The 22,176-nt window shown below is 67.8% G+C and carries 19 protein-coding genes and 1 pseudogene; 7 read left to right on the top strand and 13 right to left on the bottom strand.

Features of this window, described 5'->3' with window-relative positions:
* Positions 1 to 7 precede the first annotated feature (7 nt).
* Genes ADBZ9K_RS14635 through ADBZ9K_RS14595 form a run of 9 tightly spaced genes read right to left on the bottom strand, consistent with a single transcriptional unit; the run spans position 8 to position 10,639 of the window.
* Complete coding sequence (locus ADBZ9K_RS14635; protein ID WP_526621657.1) at positions 8 to 1,312, bottom strand: cytochrome P450; 1,305 nt, start codon at positions 1,310 to 1,312, stop codon at positions 8 to 10.
* The gene (locus tag ADBZ9K_RS14630) at positions 1,309 to 2,061 is read right to left on the bottom strand and encodes a class I SAM-dependent methyltransferase (protein ID WP_526621656.1); all 753 of its coding nucleotides are present in this window, start codon (positions 2,059 to 2,061) and stop codon (positions 1,309 to 1,311) included. The genes ADBZ9K_RS14635 and ADBZ9K_RS14630 overlap by 4 nt, the downstream gene beginning before the upstream one ends.
* Positions 2,061 to 3,167 (bottom strand): methyltransferase, encoded by a 1,107-nt coding sequence (locus tag ADBZ9K_RS14625; RefSeq protein WP_526621654.1) that lies wholly within the window; start codon positions 3,165 to 3,167, stop codon positions 2,061 to 2,063. The genes ADBZ9K_RS14630 and ADBZ9K_RS14625 overlap by 1 nt, the downstream gene beginning before the upstream one ends.
* Positions 3,160 to 5,370 (bottom strand): MMPL family transporter, encoded by a 2,211-nt coding sequence (locus tag ADBZ9K_RS14620; protein WP_526622652.1) that lies wholly within the window; start codon positions 5,368 to 5,370, stop codon positions 3,160 to 3,162. The genes ADBZ9K_RS14625 and ADBZ9K_RS14620 overlap by 8 nt, the downstream gene beginning before the upstream one ends.
* The gene (locus tag ADBZ9K_RS14615) at positions 5,364 to 7,052 is read right to left on the bottom strand and encodes an AMP-binding protein (RefSeq protein ID WP_526621653.1); all 1,689 of its coding nucleotides are present in this window, start codon (positions 7,050 to 7,052) and stop codon (positions 5,364 to 5,366) included. Before ADBZ9K_RS14615 ends, ADBZ9K_RS14620 begins: the two co-directional genes overlap by 7 nt.
* Positions 7,049 to 7,276, bottom strand: coding sequence for an acyl carrier protein (locus tag ADBZ9K_RS14610; protein ID WP_526621651.1), 228 nt, complete (start codon positions 7,274 to 7,276; stop codon positions 7,049 to 7,051). Before ADBZ9K_RS14610 ends, ADBZ9K_RS14615 begins: the two co-directional genes overlap by 4 nt.
* 35 nt (positions 7,277 to 7,311) lie before the next feature.
* The gene (locus ADBZ9K_RS14605) at positions 7,312 to 8,328 is read right to left on the bottom strand and encodes a 3-oxoacyl-ACP synthase III family protein (RefSeq protein WP_526621649.1); all 1,017 of its coding nucleotides are present in this window, start codon (positions 8,326 to 8,328) and stop codon (positions 7,312 to 7,314) included.
* Positions 8,328 to 8,996 carry a DUF8713 domain-containing protein gene (locus ADBZ9K_RS14600; protein WP_526621647.1) on the bottom strand — a complete coding sequence of 223 codons (669 nt, stop codon included), beginning with the start codon at positions 8,994 to 8,996 and terminating at the stop codon, positions 8,328 to 8,330. Before ADBZ9K_RS14600 ends, ADBZ9K_RS14605 begins: the two co-directional genes overlap by 1 nt.
* Entirely contained in the window at positions 8,993 to 10,639 is a 1,647-nt protein-coding gene (locus tag ADBZ9K_RS14595; RefSeq protein WP_526621645.1) for a thiamine pyrophosphate-binding protein, read from the bottom strand. Before ADBZ9K_RS14595 ends, ADBZ9K_RS14600 begins: the two co-directional genes overlap by 4 nt.
* A 134-nt stretch (positions 10,640 to 10,773) precedes the next feature.
* Here ADBZ9K_RS14595 and ADBZ9K_RS14590 point away from each other — a divergent pair, with 134 nt between their 5' ends.
* From ADBZ9K_RS14590 to eutC, 4 genes and pseudogenes are all read left to right on the top strand, one after another.
* Complete coding sequence (locus ADBZ9K_RS14590; RefSeq protein WP_526621643.1) at positions 10,774 to 12,651, top strand: hypothetical protein; 1,878 nt, start codon at positions 10,774 to 10,776, stop codon at positions 12,649 to 12,651.
* A gap of 141 nt (positions 12,652 to 12,792) precedes the next feature.
* A pseudogene (locus ADBZ9K_RS14585) lies at positions 12,793 to 13,062 on the top strand (ABC transporter permease); the annotation flags it as partial.
* A gap of 163 nt (positions 13,063 to 13,225) precedes the next feature.
* Positions 13,226 to 14,641 carry an ethanolamine ammonia-lyase subunit EutB gene (locus ADBZ9K_RS14580; protein ID WP_526621641.1) on the top strand — a complete coding sequence of 472 codons (1,416 nt, stop codon included), beginning with the start codon at positions 13,226 to 13,228 and terminating at the stop codon, positions 14,639 to 14,641.
* Entirely contained in the window at positions 14,638 to 15,411 is a 774-nt protein-coding gene (eutC, locus tag ADBZ9K_RS14575; RefSeq protein ID WP_526621640.1) for an ethanolamine ammonia-lyase subunit EutC, read from the top strand. Before ADBZ9K_RS14580 ends, eutC begins: the two co-directional genes overlap by 4 nt.
* A gap of 20 nt (positions 15,412 to 15,431) precedes the next feature.
* On the opposite strand, the gene ADBZ9K_RS14570 is transcribed toward eutC, so the two are convergent.
* Together ADBZ9K_RS14570 and ADBZ9K_RS14565 are read right to left on the bottom strand one after the other, a co-directional pair.
* The gene (locus tag ADBZ9K_RS14570) at positions 15,432 to 15,872 is read right to left on the bottom strand and encodes a pyridoxamine 5'-phosphate oxidase family protein (protein ID WP_526621638.1); all 441 of its coding nucleotides are present in this window, start codon (positions 15,870 to 15,872) and stop codon (positions 15,432 to 15,434) included.
* Between the two features lie 117 nt (positions 15,873 to 15,989).
* Complete coding sequence (locus ADBZ9K_RS14565; protein ID WP_526621636.1) at positions 15,990 to 16,301, bottom strand: hypothetical protein; 312 nt, start codon at positions 16,299 to 16,301, stop codon at positions 15,990 to 15,992.
* A gap of 392 nt (positions 16,302 to 16,693) precedes the next feature.
* Here ADBZ9K_RS14565 and htpG point away from each other — a divergent pair, with 392 nt between their 5' ends.
* Positions 16,694 to 18,619 carry a molecular chaperone HtpG gene (htpG, locus tag ADBZ9K_RS14560; protein ID WP_526621634.1) on the top strand — a complete coding sequence of 642 codons (1,926 nt, stop codon included), beginning with the start codon at positions 16,694 to 16,696 and terminating at the stop codon, positions 18,617 to 18,619.
* A 95-nt stretch (positions 18,620 to 18,714) separates the two neighbouring features.
* Here the strand turns inward: htpG and ADBZ9K_RS14555 are convergent, their stop codons facing one another.
* Together ADBZ9K_RS14555 and ADBZ9K_RS14550 are read right to left on the bottom strand one after the other, a co-directional pair.
* Positions 18,715 to 19,041: a nuclear transport factor 2 family protein gene (locus tag ADBZ9K_RS14555; protein WP_526621633.1), complete on the bottom strand. Its 327-nt coding sequence runs from the start codon at positions 19,039 to 19,041 to the stop codon at positions 18,715 to 18,717.
* Between the two features lie 8 nt (positions 19,042 to 19,049).
* A complete protein-coding gene (locus ADBZ9K_RS14550) occupies positions 19,050 to 20,276 on the bottom strand; it encodes a cytochrome P450 (protein WP_526621631.1) in 1,227 nt (408 codons plus the stop codon).
* A gap of 249 nt (positions 20,277 to 20,525) precedes the next feature.
* Here ADBZ9K_RS14550 and ADBZ9K_RS14545 point away from each other — a divergent pair, with 249 nt between their 5' ends.
* Complete coding sequence (locus ADBZ9K_RS14545) at positions 20,526 to 21,053, top strand: YbhB/YbcL family Raf kinase inhibitor-like protein (protein ID WP_526621629.1); 528 nt, start codon at positions 20,526 to 20,528, stop codon at positions 21,051 to 21,053.
* A 44-nt stretch (positions 21,054 to 21,097) separates the two neighbouring features.
* Positions 21,098 to 22,168: an NAD(P)-dependent alcohol dehydrogenase gene (locus tag ADBZ9K_RS14540; RefSeq protein ID WP_526621627.1), complete on the top strand. Its 1,071-nt coding sequence runs from the start codon at positions 21,098 to 21,100 to the stop codon at positions 22,166 to 22,168.
* Positions 22,169 to 22,176 lie beyond the last annotated feature (8 nt).

Genomic DNA, 22,176 nt, shown 5'->3' with positions numbered 1-22,176 from the left:
GCCGCCGCTAGCGGCGGGCGATCACGTCCAGCACGATCTCCCGGCTTGGTTTGGTGGCGATACCGCGCAGCACCGCGCGGGGCGGCTTGCGGCGCTGCTCGCCGTCCGGCAGCCGCATCTCCAGGCTCGCCAGGATGGTGCCGACCGCCACCGCGAGTTCGTGGTGGGCGAAGGCCGCTCCGATGCACCGGCGGAATCCGCCGCCGAAGGGTGCGTATTCGAACGGTGAGGGTTTGCCATCCAGGAATCGGTCGGGGTCAAAGCGTTCGGGGTGCGCCCACACCTCGGGGTTGAAATGCAATGCCGGCAGCGCGATTCCGACGATGTCGCCCGCGCGGCGAGGCACACCTGCCACCGTGAGCGGCCCGGTGAGCCGGCGCAGCACGATGGGCACGGTGGGGTGCATACGCAGTGTCTCCTGGATGACCGCGCCGAGGTAGGGCAGCGCGGCGATCTGCCCCGGTGTGGTCGCCGTCGCCAGTTCGTCGAGGACCCGGGCGCGAATGTCGTTGTCGCGGTGCAGGTGATACAGGGCCCACGCCAGTGACGTCGCACTGGTTTCGTGGCCAGCGGCGAGCATGGTCCGCAACTGATCACGAAGCACATCGTCGCCGAGGGTCTCGTCGTCGGCCTCGAGCATCAGCGCCAGCACGTCGCTGCCCTGTTCGCCGCTGCGCCGGCGCTCGTCGATCTGCTCAGACAGCAGCCGATCCAGATGTGCGCGCAATCCCAGCAGCCGAGCCCACGGCCCCCGCCCGGCGATGTCGCGGCGCAGCCAGGGCGCTAGCATCAGCGGCGCGCTGCCGGCGTGCAGCAGGTCGGTGGTCACCCGGGCGAACTGCGCGCGCCGAGAACCCTCCGTAACGCCGAACACCACCCGGATCACCACGTCGAGCGTGATCGCTTGGGCCGCTTGGGTGACCCGCATCTGCTCACCCGGTTGCAGTGCCGCGATCGCCTGGGCGCTCGCCTCGGCGATCAGGTCGACGTAGCCGCGGACGTGTTCACCGCGAAACGGCGGCGCCAGGAGGCCGCGAACCCGCCGATGCGCCTCGCCGGACAACAGAATCAACGACTGCTCTCCGACAACGGGTTCGATCGGGTTGGGCAGCGGCGCGCGGCACAAGGTGGCCGGCGCGGTGAGGATGTCGCGCGCGCCATCGACGGTCGAGACGAACAGCACCTCGCCCAGCCCGGGGAACCGCACCGGGAACGGCGTGGTGTCGCGGGCATGGCGCCGGAAGAAGCCCTCCGGGTCGATACCGGCCCAGGCCGCCCGCCCGATGGCCGGCACCGCCGACAGTCCCGTCACGGCCCGCCCGTCGCGTCGGGTCGGCGTGCGACGACCACCTGATTGCGCCCCAGCCGGCTGAATTCGACGGTGATGGCCGGGTCTGCGTGGGCGGCCAGCGCGCGGAACGCCGAGGGGCTGTAGCTGCGCAGCGAGCTGATCAGCCCGTCGTGGGCGAAGGGCAGCACGAGCGCGAACGGCAGGAACGAGGCCAGCCGCAGGAGGTGCAGCGGCGCGGGCGGGCGGCGCATGTCGCACACCATCAGCAGGTCGGCCACCCGCGTCCCCTCGGCCAGCACCCGGGCGGCCTGGGCCGGGCGTAGGTGATGGAACGCCAGGGCGAAGACCGTCAGGTCGTAGCCGCGGTCGCGGGCGTCGATGGCGGTGGCGTCCAGGTGCCGGACGACGGCGCGCGGGTGGCTGCCCAGATCGCCGGCGGCCAGGGCCGCCACCGACACCGGGTCGATGTCGGTGACCGTGACCTGGGCGCCGGGATGCACCTCGAGCAGCGCACGCGACAACGCGCCGTGACCCGCCCCCAGTTCCAGGATTCGCGGCGCCGGGATGTCGGCGACCAGGCTCAGGGCGCGCGCGGCGATGTGCTGGTGATCCCGCAGGAGGCGACCCATCCGGTCCAGCGAGCGGATCACCTGTTGTTTGATGCGGTCATCGACGTCGTCGCGATCGAGGTACTCGGGGCGGTCGGTCTGCAGCCGCCGGTCCAGCCAGGAGGCGTCGAACCCGCCGCGCGGCATGGTCGCGATGTCCATCAGGCCGGCGCGGTCTCGTCGGCGATGGCCTCGACCACGCGCAGCGGGGAGGCCGTCGGAACCACGCGGGTCATCCGAAACCCGGCCTTCCGCAACAGGTCCCGGTACTCTGCTGCGGTGCGCTCCCGGGCTCCCAGGTTCAGCAGCATCTCCAGATCCACCCAGTTCTCCGGACCGTCGCGGCCGTTGTCGAGAACGACCATTTCCACCAGCAACAGCGTGGCGCCCGGCTTGGCCGCCGCGCGGACATTGCGCAGGATCTGCAGCGCCTTGCCGTCCGGCCAGTCGTGGATGATGTTCTTGAGCAGGTAGGCGTCACCGCCGGCCGGCACCGCATCGAAGAACGAGCCCTCCTCAATGCGCACCCGGTCGGAAACATTGCTGTGCCGCAACAGCTCTGGCGCACCGGCGACGACGGTCGGCAGATCGTAGAGAACACCCCGGGAGCCGGGCGTGGACGTGAGGATGGCGGCCAGCATCGCGCCCTGCCCGCCGCCGACGTCGACGATGGTGCGGTGTGCGGCGAAGTCGTAGCTGCCGACGACGACGGCCAGCGTCATCTGGGCCAGGCTGGTCATCGTCTGGTTGAACAGGTCGGCGTGCTCGGGGATGTCGGCGAGGTAGTCGAACCCGTCCTTGCCGCGCAAGGCCGGAACGATCGACTCACCCGTGCGGACCGACTCGGCCAGCAGGGTCCAGCGTTCGCGCTGCTCCTGCGATCCCTGAAACAGCGCCGCACCTTTCAGCGAGATCGCGGCATCCGAACGCAGCGTGGCGGCAAGGGAATTCAGGGCGTAGCGGCCGTCGCGGCGGCGGCGGAAGATACCTCGGCCGATCAGCGCCCGCAGCAGCCGGCCCAGCGCGTCGGGGTCGGCCCCCACCCGGGCCGCCAGCTCGTCGAGCGGCAGCGGCCCGTCGGCCAGCGCATCGGCGATGCCGAGTTGGGCTGCGGCGGTGATCGCCTGCGCCGGCCAGCCCGAGACGATCAGTTCCATCATGCCCATGGGCGCGGGCAGCAGTCGCAGGTGCAGCCGCAGCAGATGGTGGCGTATCCACTCGACGGCGCGGGCCAGTCCCGCGGGTGGGACCATGGCGGCTCTAGGCATGGGGCGCCTCCCGGATTCCGACCCGTTCATGCAGGCGCACCAGCGATTTGGGTGCCCACCAGTTGAACCGCCCCATCATATGCATGAAGGCCGGGACCAGCAGCGTGCGGACCAGGGTGGCGTCGGCCAGCACCGCCAGCGTGAGGCCCACCCCCAGCATCCGCAGGAAGGACACCTGCGCGCCGGACAGCGCCGCAAACGAGATGGCCATAATCAGCGCCGCGGCGGTGATCACCCGCGCGGTGCGGGCCAGCCCGAGCGCGACGCTGGTGTCGTTGTCGGCCGGCGTCTGAGCACTGGCCAGCCAGTATTCGCGGATCCGGGACACCAGGAACACCTCGTAGTCCATCGACAGACCGAAGGCGATGCAGAACAGCAGCACCGGGATGCTGATGGCCAATGTCCCGGTCGCGGTGGTTCCGAGGGCACCGAGGTTGCCGTCCTGGAAGATCCACACCAGTGCGCCGAACGCAGCGGTCAGCGATAAGACGTTGAGCAGCAACGCCTTCAGCGGGACGATGATGCTGCCGGTCATCAGGAACAGCAGTACGACGGTGATCCCGGCGATGATGCCCAGCACCGGGCCGAGCCGGGACGCGATGGCATTGGCGGTGTCGCGGTCCACCTGGGCGCTGCCGGCGATCAGCACGTCGCGGCCGCCGGGCCGGGGCACGGCGTGCAACCCGTCGAGCTGGGATTCGGATGCCGGGGAGTACAGCGGCGCAGTGCTGGTGACGGTGAAAAAGGCTCGGCCGCCGGTGATCGCCGTCGGCGCCGAGGGCGGGCCGACCGCGCGCCCGGCGACGAAGGTTGCGCCGGGGGCGGACACCGACGCCACGTCGGCCACCCGGGACAGGTCGGCCGCGTAGCGGTCGAGTTCGGCGGGGCTGATTCCGGTGATGTCGGGGAGCACCATGGTCAGGTTCAGTGCGAGGTCGCTGCCGAACTGGGTGCGCATCTGATCGCCGACCACGTGCGCCGAACTCGACGGGGGCAGGACCCGGTCGTCGGGAACCCCCCATTTCGCGTCGGCGAACGGGGCGCCGAGGGCGACCAGCAGGGCGACGACCCCCACCGCGATCGGCACGGCCCGGCGCATCACGACCCTGGCCAGCCGGTACCACGGCGTCTGCTCGACCGGGCGTACCGCGGTGACCGGGCGCCGCAGCCACCGCCGCAGATCCCCCGCGTCCAGCCGGTCGCCGAGCAACACGATCGCCGCCGGCGTCACAAAAACCGCCGCCAGGCAGGCGAATGCGACCACGGCCGTGCCGGCGTAGGCGAACGACTTCAGCGCGTAGATCGGGAACAGCACCATCGCCGCCATCGACAACGCCACCGTCAGGGCCGAGAACAGCACCGTTCGCCCGGCCGCCGTCATGGTCCGCAGCAGCGCCTGGTCGCGACTCGCCCCGGCGGCGCACTCGTCGCGGTAGCGGCTCAGCAGCAGCAGCGTGTAGTCGATGGCCAGCGCCAGCCCCATCGCGACGGCCAGGTTGAGCGCGAAGATCGAGACGTCGGTGGCGAAGCTGACCAGGTGCAGCACCGCCATGGCCCCGAAGATCGCGATGCCGCCGACGGCCAGCGGCAGCGCCGCGGCCACCAGACCGCCGAACACCCAGACCAGCACCAGGAAGCTCAGCGGTATCGCGATGCCCTCCATGATCGTCAGGTCTTTCTGGCTCTGCTGGGTGATCTGGAGTTTCAGCACCGCCTCGCCGCCGGCGCGCACGGTCACCCCGTCGCGGTCGTGGACCAGTTCGCCGATGAGCGTGCCGGCGTTCTTGGGTGCGCCGTTGTCTCCGCCGGTGATGCCGGCCACGATCACACCGGTGGTGCCGTCCGTGCTGATCAGGGCCGCGGCCGCGGCCGGCGGGGCGGTCCAGGGCGAGGTCACCGTCGCCACCGCCGGTGAGCGGGTCAGCGCCTGCGCGATCTGGGTGCCCACCGACCGGGCCGCTGCGCCGGTGACCCCGCCGGGCGCGGACACTGTGATCAGCAGCGGCATGTCGCCGCGGGCGAAGGTCTGCGCCAACAGGGCCGTCGCCCGGGAGGACTGGGCGCCGGGGTCGGTCAGGCCGCCGGCGGAGAGCCGGCCCGCCACCGGGACACCGAATGCGGCGGTGCCGAGCATGACGAGCAGCGCGACCGCGATCATCCGCCGCGGGGCGTGCAGTGCCAGGCGCGCGATCCCGGCTAGCAGGGTGTCCTCCCCGGCAGCGGCGCCTCCTTCGGCGGCGACAGGGTTCCGGCCAGCCACTGTGCGCGGGCCTCGAGCCGGCGCAGCTTGCCGCTGGAAGTCCGCGGCAGGGTGCCCGGCGCCAGCAGCTCCACGTGGCGCACGGCGATGCCCGTGCGCTGCAGGACCCGGGCCGCCACGTCGCCCGCCAGGCCGGTGGGTGCGTCGGGGGTGGTCTCGACGAGCATGGCCAGCGCCTCCTCCCCGGTGTCGGCGGGCAGGTAGCCCACCGCGACCGCACATCCGGTGCGCACCCCAGTCAGCCCGTCGAGCGCCTCCTCGAAATCCTGGGGGGCATGGTTGGCGCCGCGGATGATCACCGTCTCCTTGCTGCGACCGCACACGAAAAGCTCACCGCCATGCAGGAATCCGAGGTCACCGCAGTCCAGCCAGCCGTCGTGCAACACCTGCGAAGTGAGGTCGGGGCGACCGAAGTATCCGGCCATCACGCTGGGGCCGCGGACGACGATGCGGCCCACCCGATCGTCGAGCACCGGCTGTGACTCGGTGTCGCGGATCACGACCTCAACCCCAGCCAGCGGCCGCCCGGTGCTCACCAATTCGGTACTGCCGGGTTCGACGACACCGCCGGCGGCCAGGGTTTCCCGGCGCACACCGAGGGTGGTGACGGGGCGGTTGGCTGGCTTGAACGTCACCGCCAGTGAGGCTTCGGCCAGCCCGTAGACCGGGGTGAACGCCACCGGGTCGAAACCCCAGCGCGCGAAGCGTTCACCGAATCGGCGCTGGACGTCGGCGCTGATCACCTCGGCGCCGTTGAGACACAGCCGCCAGGAGCTCAGGTCGACACCGGTCAGTTCTTCGTCGCGAATCCGCTTGAGGCACAGACCGAATGCGAAATTTGGTGCGGCAGTGACCGTTCCACGGTGACGCGAGATAGCACGCAGCCACGCCGCCGGGACCGCGAGAAACAGTTCGGGTGGCAGCAGCACCAGCGGGCGGGGAAGGTAGAACGCCGTCAACAGGTTTCCGATCAAACCCATGTCGTGATACAGCGGCAGCCAGGTGACCCCGACCGGGGCGGGCAGGCCCTCGCCGGCGAAGTAGTCGGCGATCGCGGCGAGGTTGTAGAGCAGATTGCGGTGGGTCAGCGCGACCGGTTTGGGGTCGTGGGTTGTGCCCGAGGAGAATTGGATCAGCGCGATGTCGTCGGGGGCCGCGGTGAGCTCCGGGGTAGCGACCCCGTCGAGCTCGGCGGCGAGCAGACATCCCAGCCGAGTCGGTATGTCCGCGAGCAGCGGGCTGATCCGCGCCTCGGTGACCACCACCGCGGCCTGGACGGCCGCCAGCATGGCCGTGGTGCGCTGGCGGTACTCGTCGAGCTTGCCGAGCCGCACCGGCGGGTAGAGCGGCACCGGGATGGCACCGGCGGTGAGCACCCCGAAGAAGCCGGCGACGAAGTCCACGCCGGTCGGCAGGACCAGGGCGACCCGGTCGCCGGGGGCCACCCCGGCGTTGCGCAGCCCGGCGGCGAATCCGTGTGCGCGGGTGCGGATGTCGTCCATCGAGATCGGCTGGTCCCGCTCGTCGCGGCCGACGAACGTCAGGCCCTGACCGCTGCGGGCGGCCGCGTCGAGCATCGTTGTGAGGGTCTCGAATGCGGGTCGGATCGCGGCGGCGCCGGTCACGTCCGCTCCTGGATGCGGCGCAGCGCCAGGCGCGCTAGATCTGCGATGGTGTGCAGGTCGTCGCCGTCCTCGGCGTCGAGTTCGATGTCGTGGCGCGCTTCGATTCGGAAAACCAGCGCGAGCACCTGGGCTGAATCCATGCCGGCGTCGGACAGCGAAGATTCGGCCGTGAGACCGGCGACGCCGGTTTCGGCTTCGATCAGGCCGATGATCTCCTCGGTCACCGCGGCCAGCGTCACCTGCTGCCCGTCCGGCGCTGTCACGGCCGTCCGCCCCACCGGATCGCGGCGGCGGCCGCGAAGTCGCCGGCGTGCGCGAAGCCGGCCATCATCGCGATGTCGCCGGGTTTGAGCTGCCCGTCGCTGATCGCCGCGTCGAGGTTGACCGGGATTCCGACGGCGAACAGGTTGCCGCATTCGTGGAAGGTGTCGCGGTGGCGGGCCGGGTCGATGCGCAGTGCCTCGTCCCAGTTGCGCAGCAGCAGCCGGTTCGGCTGGTTGGTCACCAGCAGGTCGAGTTCGTCGGGCTTGACGCCGATGCGGTCGCACACCGCGCGCACCACCGCGGGAACCTGCCGGTTGCCGCGGGCGAGGACCTTGATGATCTTGCCTTCGTTGAACCCCACGTACCCCTGCCCCGGGCCGGCCTCCCACCAGCGCCGCGGCGGGTCGGCGGCCAGGGTCATGTCGGTGGCGTGCTGGCCGAAGTAGCGGCATTCGATGTCGAGCACCGGTGAGCTGTCCGACAGCGCCACCAGGCCGACGGCGGCGCCGTCGCCGGGGACCGAGGCCTGGGCCAGTTTGCGCACCTGGTCCTGTTCGAAGATCTTGCCGGCGGCGTTCTGCGCGACCGCGATCAACGCGGTGCCCCCGCCGTTGCCGGCCAGCAGTCGGCCCGCCAGCTTGAGCATCAGCACGAACGCCGCGCACCCGCCGTTGTGGACGTCGATGATCCACTCCGGAGTGATGCCCAGGCGCTGGGCGACCTCGCCCCCGGCCCCGAGGATAGGCAGGTCGGGCAACTGGGAATGGGTCAGCAGCACGTCGACGTCGTCGAGCACCGCGGGCCCGTGCCGGGCGACCAGGGCCGCGACGGCCTTGTCGATCATGTCGACGTTGGATTCGTCGTCGGCGGCGTGGTGGCGGTAGTCGGGGGGCCGGAACATCGGGTTGTCACGCAGATCGTCGTTGCCGCTGAACTCGGTGTACCACGCTGCGGGGACGCGGTTTTCGGGCAGATAGGTGGCGACGTCGACGAGGCTGACGGGGTGGCTCATCAGGCGCGCATCCAGTCGGGGGTGACCGGCAGCCCGTTGCGGTGGCGGTATTCGGCAATTGCCTTGAGGTTCTTGAGCTCCAGCAGATGTCCGGCGCCGAACATGTCCCAGAAGTCGCCGACCCACACCGGGCGCTGCGGCGGCGCGGTGTCGGGGTAGGGATTGTCCTCGTAGAACGGGTGGTGGCAGTTGGTCCACAGCACCACCGAGCCGGGCTTGTCGAACACCAACTGCGCGTCGACAACTCGCATCAGGTAGATCATCCAGAGGTGGCGTCCCTGATCCCAGGCGCAGTGGTAGTCGACGGTGCGGGCGTCGCGGTTGGCGACGGTGCGCACGTAGATCTCGGTCTCGCTGCCGAGCCGGTCATAGGCCAACCACAGACCCGGCTCGTCGGTTTCGGTGAATCCCCGCAAGCTGTAGGTCCACTCCTCCAGGGAGCGGGTGTCGGCGAGATAGTCGAAGAGTTCGTCGGGTGGGCAGTCGACATAGTCGTTGACGGTGCAGTAGTCGCCGAACACCTCTTCGTGCGGGTAGACGGCGTGGATCATCTCCATCAGCACCGGGGTGGCCTTCTCCCGCGGCGATGTCTCGATGCGCATCAGTCCGGGAAGCGGATCTGTATCGCCGCGGTGGGCGGCGATGTCTTCGAGCGCGGGCAGTGTCATCGGGTGTTCCTCGGTGTCGGTGGCTCGTCCAGAAAGGCTGTGAAGGGCGGGATTTCGTCGGGCGAGCATTCGACGGAGACCACCGACGGGCCCTCGGCGTCCATGGCTTCTCTGACGGCCGGGCCCAGCTCACCGAGCTCGGTGACGTCGGTTGCGGGCAGGCCGGGAAACATCGCCGCCAGGCCGACCCCGAGCCGGCTGGGCCCGAACCTGTTGTAGCTGTAGCGGTCGCCGTAGAACAGCTGTTCGCGGGTGGCGCACATCGCGTGAGCGTGGTTGTCGAACAGCACGAACGTGATGGGCAGCCGGTAGTGCAGGGCGGTGTGAATCTCCATGCCGTGCATGAAGAATGCACCGTCGCCGGCGATCACGACGATGCGCCCGGGTTTGCCCGCGCGGGCGAACGCCATGCCGATTCCGGCGCCGAAGCTGTAACCCATGCCGCCCATGCCCAGGGCGCCCAGGAAGCGCCCGTCGCGGCGTGCGGGCAGCCAGTGGATGGCGGCGGCGCCGATATTGCCGGCGTCGACGACGATGTCGGTGCCGGCCGGCAGCAACCCATCCAGGATGAGCATGGCGTCGCGGTACCGGATTCCCGGGCCGTCGTGGGGCGGGGGCGCCAGCTCGCCGGGGGCCGAGGTGAGCGGTCGGGGGTTGGCGTCGGCGGTCAGCGCGGCGATCAGCTGGGTCAGCGAGGCGCGCAGATCGTGGCTGTCGACGTGGGTGGCGGGCAGGTAGGGCTCGGTCGAGCCGATCGACGCGATCGGCACCGCGGCCAGCACATCGTCTAGACCACCGCGGGCCATCAGCGGCAGACGGGTGCCCACCAGCAGGCAGGCGGTGCTGTCGGCGAGCGCGGCGCGCACGGCGGGGTGGCCCATCACCCCGGCCACCCCCACCGGCTCGGTGGTGACGTCCTTGGCGTCGGGCACCGTGGCCACCGTCGCCGCCAGAAGTGCCGCCAGTGTCGCCAGCTCGGCGCGAGCGTCGTCACGGGCGACCTGGTCGCCGGCGATGATGACGACCGGGCCGCCGGCGCGGCGCAGCAGGTCGATCACGGCCGCGGGATCGGCCGTGGCCGGCCGTGGCGCCTCGGTGTCGGCGTGGTTCGCAGTCACCCGGGCTTGCTGAATGTCCTTGGGCAGCAGCAAAACCGCCGGCCCGCCTTTGGTGGTGGCGGCCGCCAGCGCACGGGGCAGCGCGATCACGATGTCGTCGGGGTCGAGCACCCGCTCACAGAAGACCGACACCGCCGAGAACAGCGCGGCGGCGTCGAGGGATCCGCCCTGGCCACTGGTGTCCTGAAAGGATCCCCGCCCGTCGGACGCCGTCGGTGCCTGCCCAACCAGAGCCAGCACCGGCACCCGGCTGGCAAGAGACTCTCCCAGTCCGGGGATGGTGTTGAGCGCTCCCCCGCCCGAGGTCGCGACGACGACACCGACCCCGCCGCCGGCCCGGCTGTAGGCGTCGGCCATGGCGGCCGCCGAGAACTCATGCTTGGCCACCACCGCGGTGATGTCCGCGCAGGATTGCGCGGCATCGTAGAGATCCTCGATATTGGCCCCGCCGACGCCGAAGACATGGCCAGTACCGCGGCGGGCGAGGTGTTCGACGATGTAGTCGACTACCCGTGGACGTACCAAGTAACTGCGCCTGCCATGACCCCCGCCTAGTCTGTCTAACTTGACCGAACCCTAGTGCAGTGTGGAGCGGTTTCGAGGGGGTTTGGGGATCTGTTGGGATCTGCAGTGTCGGCGTCGTCCGTCACACTGGGGACGTGGTGAATGAGTTGATCGAAGAGTTCGCAGACTGGCTTGACGAGCTCGCCGTGCCCGACGCCACCGGATTCGCCGACCATGCCGAGATGTTCCTGGACTGGCACGCCGGTGCGCCAGTGGCAAGCCTCGACGAGGACGCCATCCGCGCATTCCTGCTCGATTGGTGCCCACGTCACCTGAGCCTGCCCGCCGACCAGTCGTGGCGAGTCTGCGAGGCCGTGGGGGAATTCATCTACTTCTTGGGCCGCACGGGGCACCTACGTGGCGGCGCCGAGCGGGCCCGACGACTTCAGCGGAAGACGGTCGGCCTGGCCGACGCCATGCGGGCCAAGATGGCCGACCCGAGCAATTACGGCATGAGTAAGTCGCTGTTCGCCGGTATCGAGGGCGCGGAGTCCATGTCCCTAGAGGAGCTGCAAGTTGCGATGCAGCAGCGTATCGACGAGCACAACGCGTTGCCGTTGGAGCAGCGCAGGGCCGCCACCGACCGATTCTTCGAAAACACACCACCGGTTCCGCAGCCGATCGAGTTGCCATTTGTCCATATCCCCCCGGCCGAGGCGGATGTGGCGGCCGTCGCCGCTACAGCCGCGTTACCCGCCAAAGTGCAGGCATTGCGTGACTACCTCGGCGAGAAGGGCAAGGCGCTAACGGCCAAGGGCAATCTCAAGCTGGCCGATGGTCGCGCGTTGGTCGACATCCTTGATACCGGTGACGAAGTCGACCCGACGGTCGGCGAAGCCACCTTCAAAACGCATTCGACGGCCACGCTGCGGCAACTGATGTACATGGTCACGGTCGCACAGGAGTCCGGCGCTGTGCGCTATGTCGACAACCGACTCGTTCCGGTCAAGGCGTGGAACCGAAAGTCTCCGACTGCGAAGGCCGTCGCACTGTTTCACACCGTGATCGAGTTCGGCGTGCTGTCGATGATGAGCGGTCCGCCATCGTTCTATACCGAGCTGCACGAGCTACTCGATGACGGTGTGGTGCACTGGCTGGCCGGCTTGCTCGCTCCAGGGGTCCACGCACCGTTCGACGACATCGTCGAACTGAACCGCCGGGTGGTGATCGACCAGTTCGATACCCAGGAGGTCGACTACTACGTGTCATGCGGGTACTTGGCGGAAGATCTCAGTCGGATCGCAGAAATGCTGGACATGACCGGCGCCGTCGAGTGGACGGGTCGCGAGGAGTCGCTCACCCGGTGGGGTCGACGAGTGTGGCGTGGCGGCACGATCACCATGACCGCACTCGGCCGGCACATCCTGCCCGGGTACCTGCCGGGGGCTGGGATCGCGCTCCGCACCGCGCCCGACATCACCGAACTGGATCTGGTCGATTTGATCGAGGTGATGGCTAGCCAACCGCCGGAACAACATTCGGTGACGTTGGCCGCCTGGAAGCCAACCTTGTCGGCTTCGGAACGGGTCGGATTGGTCGCGGCAATGGTCGCCGAGGCACACGACGCCCGCACTCGACTCGACGGGTTGCACCTGTTGAGGTTGTTCGATGCCGAGGCGGTCGCGCCGTACATGCGACAGCTTCTCGACACCGCCGCGGCCGGCCACGCGGCCATCTGGCTGCTCGACCACGGCCTTGCCGACGACGAATCCGTGGGCGGATTCATCACCCCGGCCGTCATGGTCGACATCCTTGCCCAGATGATCGACGATCCGGATGCGGTGTGCGAGCAGTTCCTCCGCAACCGTGACCCCCGCGGAATCCTCGAGTTCTTGTGGAGTCATCCGGCACCTGAGACGGCGCCGGTGCTCGACGTACTGGGCCGCCACCTGCCCGACAAGGCGCTGGCCAAGCAAGCCCGTAAGGCGGCGATGAGGCACCGTAGCTGGATGGCCAACCGTGGATTCGCGTGAGCCAGTCGAGGTGCTGGTCGATGAACGCGCCGCACTGCTCATCGAGGCTGAAGGACGTGTTCCTACCCATGGACAGCCGCACACCAATCATTGGTCATCGGCGGTTCAGCCTGCAGGAATCGCCCGTGGAAGAAACCGACCGCCGCGGACGCCCTGCTGCCCAATCTCGATCAGACGCGAACGGTCGGCTTGGTGACACTGCCGGGAGCCTTCGTCGGCGTCCTGCTCAGCACGGGCTCGGCCACCCAGGCCGGGGCGGTTAAAGTGCTGATCCTGCTGGCCATCCTGCTGTCGCAAACGTGCGCAGTCGCGGTAACTCTCGAGCTGATCGCGCGCGGCACCATTGCCCGAACCATTGGCGGCAGAAGCCCTTCGCGCTGGCCGCGGCTGCTACCGCGCCGGCCGGCATAGATCAGCCCTCAACGGCCTCGTGGTCGGTCGCTCGGGTGGACAGAAGGCGAGGGTATGGGCGACACTCTAAAGGTCGATGAACCGACCTTTACGAGATCCACGGTGGCTCTCTCGGCCTGACTGAGGAGTTCACCATGGCGGCAGCGGCAGAAGGTGGATCGAGATGATCTACCGCCAGCACCTTTCCGGCGTCACCTACACCTTCGACGGCCTGATCGACGTCATGGCGAAAGCGACGCCGCTACGCTCGGGCGATCAGTTGGCGGGCTGTGCGGCAGAGTCCGACGCGGAGCGGGCAGCGGCTGCCTGGGTGCTGGCCGACCTACCCCTGGACATCTTCCTCAACGAAGCCGTCGTCCCCTACGAGAGCGACGAAGTCACCCGGCTGATCATCGACAGCCACGACCGGCACGCCTTCTCCGCCGTCTCCCACCTGACGGTCGGCGGATTCCGAGACTGGCTGCTGGACAGCGCCTCTCACGCCGACAGCGCGTCGCGAATCGCCGCGATCGGCCCCGGCATCACACCCGAGATGGCGGCAGCGGTCAGCAAGATCATGCGCAATCAGGACCTGATCGCGGTGGCGTCGGCGACGGAGGTCACCGCCGCGTTCCGCACCACCGTCGGCGGACGCGGCACGCTGGCCACTCGTCTGCAACCGAACCATCCCACCGACGATCCGCGCGGTGTGGCCGCCGCCGTGCTCGACGGGCTGCTGCTGGGCTGCGGTGACGCCGTCATCGGGATCAACCCGGCGACCGACTCACCGCACGCCACCTCCGAGCTGCTGTACCTGCTCGACTCGATCCGCGCCCGCTTCGACATCCCCACCCAATCCTGCGTGTTGTCGCACATCACCACGACGATCGGACTGATCGAGGAAGGCGCTCCCGTCGACCTGGTCTTCCAGTCCATCGCGGGAACCGAAGGGGCCAACTCTGCCTTCGGGGTGAACATCGACCTGTTGCGCGAAGGTAATGCGGCCGCGCGCTCGCTGAACCGTGGCACCGTCGGCGACAGCGTGATGTACCTCGAAACGGGTCAGGGATCGGCGTTGAGCTCCGGGGCCCACCTGGGCACCGCCGGGCGCCCGGTGGATCAACAGACCTTGGAGGTCCGCGCCTACGCCGTCGCGCGTGACCTCCAACCGCTGCTGGTCAACACGGTCGTCGGATTCATCGGCCCCGAATATCTCTACGACGGACGCCAGATCATCCGGGCCGGTCTCGAGGATCATTTCTGCGGCAAGCTGCTGGGCCTGCCGATGGGCGTCGATGTCTGCTACACCAATCACGCCGAGGCCGATCAGAACGACATGGACAACCTGTTGACCCTGCTGGCCGCCGCCGGGGTCGCCTTCGTCATCACCGTTCCCGGCGCCGATGATGTGATGCTGGGCTATCAGAGCCTGTCCTTCCATGACGCACTGCTGACGCGTCAGACCCTGCGCCTGCGGCCTGCTCCCGAGTTCGAGAACTGGCTACACAGCATCGGCATGATCGATGACGCCGGCCGGCTGACCCCGTTTGACCTGGCCAGTTCACCACTGCGCGAACTGACCTCAGCGGAGAACCGATGACCGCCGACGACATTGCCCACCAACAATTCTGGGACACCTTGCGCCAGAGCACGCAGGCGCGAATCGGATTGGGCCGAGCCGGAAATGCCCTGCCGACACGCGAGGTGCTGGCGCTAGCCGCCGCCCATGCCGCCGCCCGCGACGCGGTGCACATCCCGGTGAACGCCCAACAGCTGGCCACCGCGATCGCCGACATCGGGATCGGCGAGCCGGCGATAGTCACCAGCCAAGCATCGTCGCGGGGAGAGTATCTCCGCAGGCCCGACCTCGGACGGCGGCCCGCCGATCTTTCCTCCGTTCCGGATACGCCCGCAGACATCGGATTCGTGCTCGCCGACGGCCTGTCGCCGACCGCGCTGATGCACCATGGCGCCCCGCTGTTGCGCGCGTTGGTCGACGAGCTGAGTGATCGGTACACCCTCGCCGCTCCCGTCATCGCCACGCAGGCGCGGGTCGCGCTGGGCGACCACATTGCCGAGCATGGGCAATACACGACACTGTTGGTGATCATCGGTGAGCGGCCGGGGTTGAGCGTCGCCGACAGTCTCGGGATCTACCTCACCCACCGGCCGCGACCGGGATGCACTGACGCTGACCGCAATTGCATCTCCAACATCCATCCGCCCGACGGTCTGGGGTATCGGGAAGCCGCCCGCATCGCGGCCGGCCTCGTCGCCGGAGCACGTGCGCTCGGCCGTTCCGGTGTCGAGCTCAAGGACACCTCGCGCGGGATCGGGATCGAGGAGCAGCCGCGCGGGGAGCTGGGTTAGGCGTGGCGGGTTGGCCCGGGCTAGGCGTGGCCCGTCGTTGAATTCCCGTAATCCCAAGACACGGTTCGCACCGGCGTCATGAAGATGTAGGCGGCGCCCGGTCTCGGTGCGGTGGGCCATTCGGCCTCTGGCACGCCACGGGCCTTGGCGCCCTGCCGCGCGAGTTCGAGTGCTTCACCCGGTTCCCGAACGATGCGGGCCAGCCCTTGGAACAGCACTCCCCGGATGTCGGCCATCGTGGAGCCGTCCTCGAGCATGATGCTCACCTTGGGATTGCTTTCGATGTTGGCCACTTTGCGGGTCCCATCCCGCACACCCATGACGATGTCGGTGCCCAGGCGAAAGTAACCCAGCGGCACGGTGTGCGGAAATCCATCCTTGTCGATGGTGGTCAGCATCGCCCAGCCCGGGCGGCTATCGAGGAACGCCTCAATTTGTTCGTCGCTGAGTTTTGCCGGCATGCGCAAAGGTTAACAACGTCGAAGGCGCGTCTCGGCTGGACGCCATCATGACCCCCGTGGCACCAGCCGTTGCATTCCTGGCCGGCACCGGGCGAGCCGAACCACAGCGGCGGGCCGTCAGAACCGATCGAAGATCGAGTTGACGATGTCGTCGCCGATTCCGATGCCGGCACCGGTCACCATTGCCTGGCCGAAACGCCCGCTCAGGAAACGCTGCAACCCTCCGCCGGACGCGGGCTGCTGGTATTGCGGCGGGGCGGCGTAGCCGGCAGGCGCCGAATATATGGGTTGAGCAACCGGCTGCGGCGGCACGGACGCGACATGGTCGTCAACGAGGCCGTGAATGGCCTGCAGCAGTTCGGTTGTCGTGGTCTGGTCGGCCTGCGACTGCAGAGCAGCGAACTGCCGGTCCACGGTCTCGGTATTCATCAGCAGCGTCCTTTCGTTCCGCTCCCCTCCGACGTACTCCCGCCAACTGGGCAACGGCCGAGAAGCGGCTGATGGAAACCGGATTGGGATGCGCGGCACCGTGTCGAAAGCTCGACTTCCAGCAGTGCCAGGGCCAGGCGGTCCGCACTTTGCTGGGTGAGGTTCCCACGCGAACACAGGCCACCGATCTGACGATGTCAAGAGATGCCTAAGGTAAGGACCTTCCCCGATCGGGAAATGACCCCAAGCGGCTCGGTACGGTAGCTGGCGAGGATTTGGTCAGCGTGCACGGCAATCGGGTGGTCGTCGGCGGCCAGGCCCTCGGGAGGTCCCGCAGCAGCCCGCTATGATCGGCGCCGGCATCAAGTGTCGTCCCTTCGAACGGATTCACTATGACCGAACACGTCGAACAGCTGGAGTTCCAGGCAGAGGCCCGCCAGCTGCTGGACCTGATGGTCCACTCCATCTACTCCAACAAGGATTCCTTCCTGCGGGAGCTGATCTCCAACGCGTCCGACGCGCTGGACAAACTGCGCCTGGAGGCATTCCGCAACAAGGACCTCGACGTCGACACCTCCGATCTGCACATCGAGATCGACATCGACAAGGCCGCGCGCACCCTGACGATCCGCGACAACGGGATCGGGATGACCCGCGACGAGGTGGTCGGCCTGATCGGCACGTTGGCCAAGTCCGGCACCGCCGAACTGCGCCAGCAACTGCGCGAAGCCCAGAACGCCACCGCCTCCGAGGAGTTGATCGGCCAGTTCGGGATCGGCTTCTACTCATCGTTCATGGTGGCCGACAAAGTCACGCTGGTGACCCGCAAGGCGGGCGAGGCGTCGGCGACGCGCTGGGAGTCCACCGGCGAGGGCACCTACACCGTGGCCGCTGTCGACGACGCTGCGCAGGGCACGTCGGTCACCTTGCATCTCAAGCCCGAGGACGCCGAGGACGAGCTCCACGACTACACCGCGGAATGGAAGGTCCGGGCGCTGATCAAGCAGTACTCGGACTTCATCGCCTGGCCGATCCGGATGCAGGTCGAGCGCCGCAGCCCGGCCGACGAGGACGGCGGCGAGGAGCAGGTCACCATCGAGACCGAGACCGTGAACTCGATGAAGGCCTTGTGGGCCCGCCCGAAAGACGAAGTGTCCCACGAGGAGTATGTCGAGTTCTACAAGCACATCGCGCACGCCTGGGACGACCCGCTGGAAGTCATCCCGATGAAGGCTGAGGGCAACTTCGAATACCAGGCCCTGTTGTTCATTCCGTCGCATGCGCCGTTCGATCTGTTTCAGCAGGACGCCCGCATCGGGGTGCAGCTGTACGTGCGGCGGGTCTTCATCATGGCCGATTGCGAGGAGCTGCTGCCGCCGTACCTGCGGTTCGTCAAGGGTGTCGTCGACGCGGCGGACATGTCGCTCAACGTGTCTCGGGAGATCTTGCAGCAGGACCGGCAGATCAAGGCGATCCGCCGCCGGCTGACCAAGAAGGTGCTCTCGACGATCGCCGAGATGCAGAGGGAGCGGGCCGAGGACTACCGCACCTTCTGGGGCCAGTTCGGCCGAGTGCTCAAGGAAGGCCTGCTCTCCGACGTCGACAACAAGGACACGCTGCTGGCGGTGTCGTCGTTCGCCTCGACGCATAGCGACGAGCAGGTCACCACGCTGGCCGAGTACGTCGGGCGGATGAAGGACGGCCAGGAACAGATCTTCTATGCCACCGGTGAATCACGTCAGCAGCTGCTGAGTTCACCGCACCTGGAGGCGTTCAAGGCCAAGGGTTATGAGGTACTGCTGCTCACCGACCCGGTCGACGAGGTCTGGGTGGACATGGTGCCCGAATTCGACGGCAAGCGACTGCAGTCGGTGGCCAAGGGCGAGGTGGACCTCGACGCCGAGGCGGACAAGAGCGAGGCCGAACGTTCACAGCTGGAGCAGGAGTTCGGTGGCCTTCTCGAGTGGCTCAAGGAGACCCTCGCCGAGCACGTGAAGGAAGTGCGGTTATCGACGCGGCTCACCGAGTCGCCGGCCTGCCTGATCACCGACAGCTTCGGCATCACGCCGGCGCTCGCCCGGATGCTGCAGGCCTCGGGGCAGCCGGTTCCCACCGAGAAACGCATCCTCGAGCTCAACCCCGATCATCCGCTGATCGCCGGGCTGCGGGACGCGTTCACCTCGCGGGGCGGCGATGCGACCCTGGCCGAAACGGCTGAACTGCTCTACGGCACCGCGCTGCTGGCTGAGGGCGGCACGCTGGAGGACCCGGCGAAGTTCGCCGGGCTGCTCGCGCAGCGGCTGGCGCGCACCGTCTAAGGGTCTGCCGCGAGGTCATGCGGTGGAGTGCCGAGGTAGCCGGGCACGCCGCAGGCCAGGGCCGTGAAGGGGTGTTACGCCAACTTCGCGGTCGGCTAGCGGTAGTAGATGTCCAGCCGCTCGATGACGCCGTCGGCCACGGTGAACACGTCGACGGCGTAGACATACTTGCCCGGTTCGCCCAGCGGGCTGCTGGCGCGGATCTGGACGATCTGCGCGTTCTGGTCGGCGAACTGCCGCTCGATCTCGGTCACCGCCTGTCCCGCGAACACCATCGACGTGTAGAAGTTCGAGATCTCCTCGGTGCCCGAGTAGGTCCCGGTTGGGTGAGCAAGAGTCGCGGTGGGCGCGAAAAGGGCCATGAGACTGGCGATGTCGGCACGGTTGACGGCATCGATGTACTTCTCGGCGATCGTTGTCATGTCGTCCTTCAGCGTGGGTCGATCGTCACGGGCATATGCCGCACTCCGGCATGTTTGTTACTGCGGACGTATTCGATCGGGCCGGTCAGGGTGATCGAGTCGACCCGATCGAGCAGGGCGTCGAAGATGACCCGCATCTCGATACGCGCCAGCGAGGCGCCGAGGCAGAAGTGCACTCCCCTGCCGAACGTCAAGTGCGGATTAGGGTTTCGCTCGATGTCGAAGACGTAGGGGTCGGCGAAGACGGTCTCGTCACGGTTGGCTGAGGCCCACCACAGACTCACCTTGTCCCCGGCGGCGATGCGTTGACCGTGCAACTCGACATCGCGGGTGGCGGTGCGCCGGTTGTACGGCGTGGACGAGGCCCACCGCAGCATCTCCTCGACGGCGGTCGGCAGCAGCGCTCGGTTGTCGCGGAGCCGCTGCCAGGCATCGGGGTGCTCACTGAGCGCTGACATCCCGATCGCGATCGAGTTGCGGGTCGTTTCGCTGCCGGCGGCGATGATCAGGCTGAGGAACAGGCGCTGCTCGTTCTCGCTGAGCGGCGCGCCGTCCACCTCCGCGCGGGTGATCACCGACAGGAGGTCGTCGGCGGGGTGGGCACGCTTGCGTTCCAGCAGTGAGGTGCCGTAGGCGAACATCTGGGCTTGCGCCGCGACAACACGGTCGTTGACCTCGCCGACCTCGCGGTCCTCGTAGTCCAGGGTAACGTTGGCCCAGTTCATCAACTCGTGGCGGTCTTCCTGCGGCACACCGGCGAGCTGGGCGACAGCCTGCAGCGGCAGCTCGGCGGCGACGTCGACCAGGAAGTCGCATTCACGCTTGGCAATTGCGGCGTCGACGATGCCCGCTGCCCGCGCCCGCAGGTCCTCCTCGATCACCCGCAGGGCGCGCGGTGTGGTGCTGGGGGTCAGCAGCTTACGGATCTTGGCATGCCGCGGATCGTCCATCATGTTCAGCAGCGCGCCGACGGCGAAACCCATCGGCATGTCCTCGAGCGTGGTGCCGCCGCCGTCGCGATCACCGCCGGTCTCCGAGGAGTACGTCTCGTTGTCGGTGGCCGCGGCGATGATGTCGGCGTAGCGACTCAATACCCAGAAGCCCTCACCGCCCGGGGTGTGTGCGGTGGGCGGGTGAAACCACACCGGCGATTCACGGCGCAGCTCGTCGAAGACGTGGTGCGGAAACCCGGTGGTGAACCGGTTCAGGTCGGTGAGGTCGACATCGTCATGCATGGAACTGGCACCTCCTGACGCAGGTCTCGGACATCACGACCATACAAGTCACCGGCAGGTGTCGGGTCGGGTTGGGACATCATCGGCCAGCCTGGCCGCTGGCTAGCGCCCTGCTGGCCAACGATCGAGGTCCTTGACATCCTCGAGAGCAAGCACCCACTAAATATCGCGCGCCATGCGATGGAAGATCGCGCCGAGGAATGCCAGGTTTGAGCTGACTGACAGATCCGGCCAGGACAGGGACATCTGATGGACTCCCCGTACGACGCGCTCCCCCAGCTCCCCACCTTCACCTTGACCTCGCGATCCATCACCGATGGTCAAATGCTCTCCAATCCGCAGGTTGGCGGAATCATGGGTGCCGGCGGGCAGGACGTTTCTCCTCATCTGAGCTGGTCCGGCTTTCCTTCAGAGACAAGTGGTTTCACGGTGAGCGTGTTCGATCCTGACGCTCCGACGGCATCGGGGTTCTGGCATTGGGCAGTCGCGGAGATTCCTCCACACGTCACCGAACTAAGCGCTGGTGTCGGTGACGGCGCCCCCGGCAGCCTGCCGCCCGGCGCTGTCACGCTGAAGAACGATGCAGGCTATCGGCGCTACGTCGGCGCCGCACCACCTGCCGGGCATGGCCCGCACCGCTATTACGTCGCCGTACACGCCGTGGGCCCCGACGCACTCGACATATCGCCTGATTCGACGCCCGCATACCTGGGATTCACGCTTTTCCGATCGGCGATCGCGCGCGCCGTCATACACGGCCTCTATGAGCAGCGTTAACCATCGACACCAGATATCCGACCGCTATTCGATTGGAGCACAACATGAAGATGCGAGCCGCGCGCATGCATGGCTATGACCAGCCACTAGAGATCGAGGAAGTAGACGTGCCCGAGGTCGGGCGCAACCAGGTCTTGATCAAGGTCGCCGCCACCGGCATGTGCCGCAGTGACTACCAACTGTTGGACGGCTACTTCCGCACAGGCCTTCCTATCGACTTCCCATTCATCCCCGGCCACGAGGTGGCAGGCACGATCGCCGACATCGGTGCCGACGTCCCAGAATCAGCAGGACTGTCCGAGAACGATCTGGTGATCGTCGACCCGAACTGGGGCGACGGCGTCTGCCGGCAGTGCAACGAAGGCAACCAACAACTCTGCAGCGACGGACAACTGGTCGGATTCGGCCCCAACGGGGGCTTCGCCGAGTACATGCTCGCCCCTTACGACCACGCCCTGCGCATGGCCGGCCAACCCGACCAGCAACCGCAGTTTCTCGCACCACTCACCGACGCCGGCGCCACGCCCTACCGCGGCATGAAGAAGCTGCGCGATGCCGGCAAGCTCGGACCCGGACGAACCGTCGTTGTCACTGGAATCGGCGGCCTCGGCGGGTATGGCGTCCAATACGCCCGGCTGCTCGGTGCGGGCGCCACGGTGGTCGCCTTTGCGCGTACTGACGAAAAGCTCGATCTAGCACGCGAATACGGCGCTCACCACACCGTCAACGTCCGTGATCAGTCTGTCGACGACGTCCAAAGTGCGCTGGAAGACAAGACCGGGCGCCGCACGGTGGACGCGGTTCTCGACTGCGCCGGATCGGCCGACTCGCTGGGTTTGGCGGCAGCCATCCTCGGCCCTGAAGGCGCCCTGTCTCAGGTGGGCCTGATGGGTGACACGGTCGAACTCCCGATATTCCCGTTCGTCAGTGGCGAGAAGTCCTACTTCGGATCGTTCTGGGCCAACCACAACGACCTGCAGGAGGTCCTCGCCTTGGCGAGTGACGGACACATCAGGCACCACATCAACACGGTGAAGCTCGATGACATCAACGACACGTTGCAGGCGTTGGGCCGTGGGGACATCGTCGGCCGCGCGGTCGTGGTCTTCGACTGAAGTTCATT

It is taken from the genome of Mycobacterium sp. (assembly GCF_965229265.1).
Classification (GTDB): Bacteria; Actinomycetota; Actinomycetes; order Mycobacteriales; family Mycobacteriaceae; genus Mycobacterium.
The sequence above is the reverse complement of the archived record's forward strand: the minus strand, read 5'-3'. Positions and strand labels throughout refer to the sequence as shown.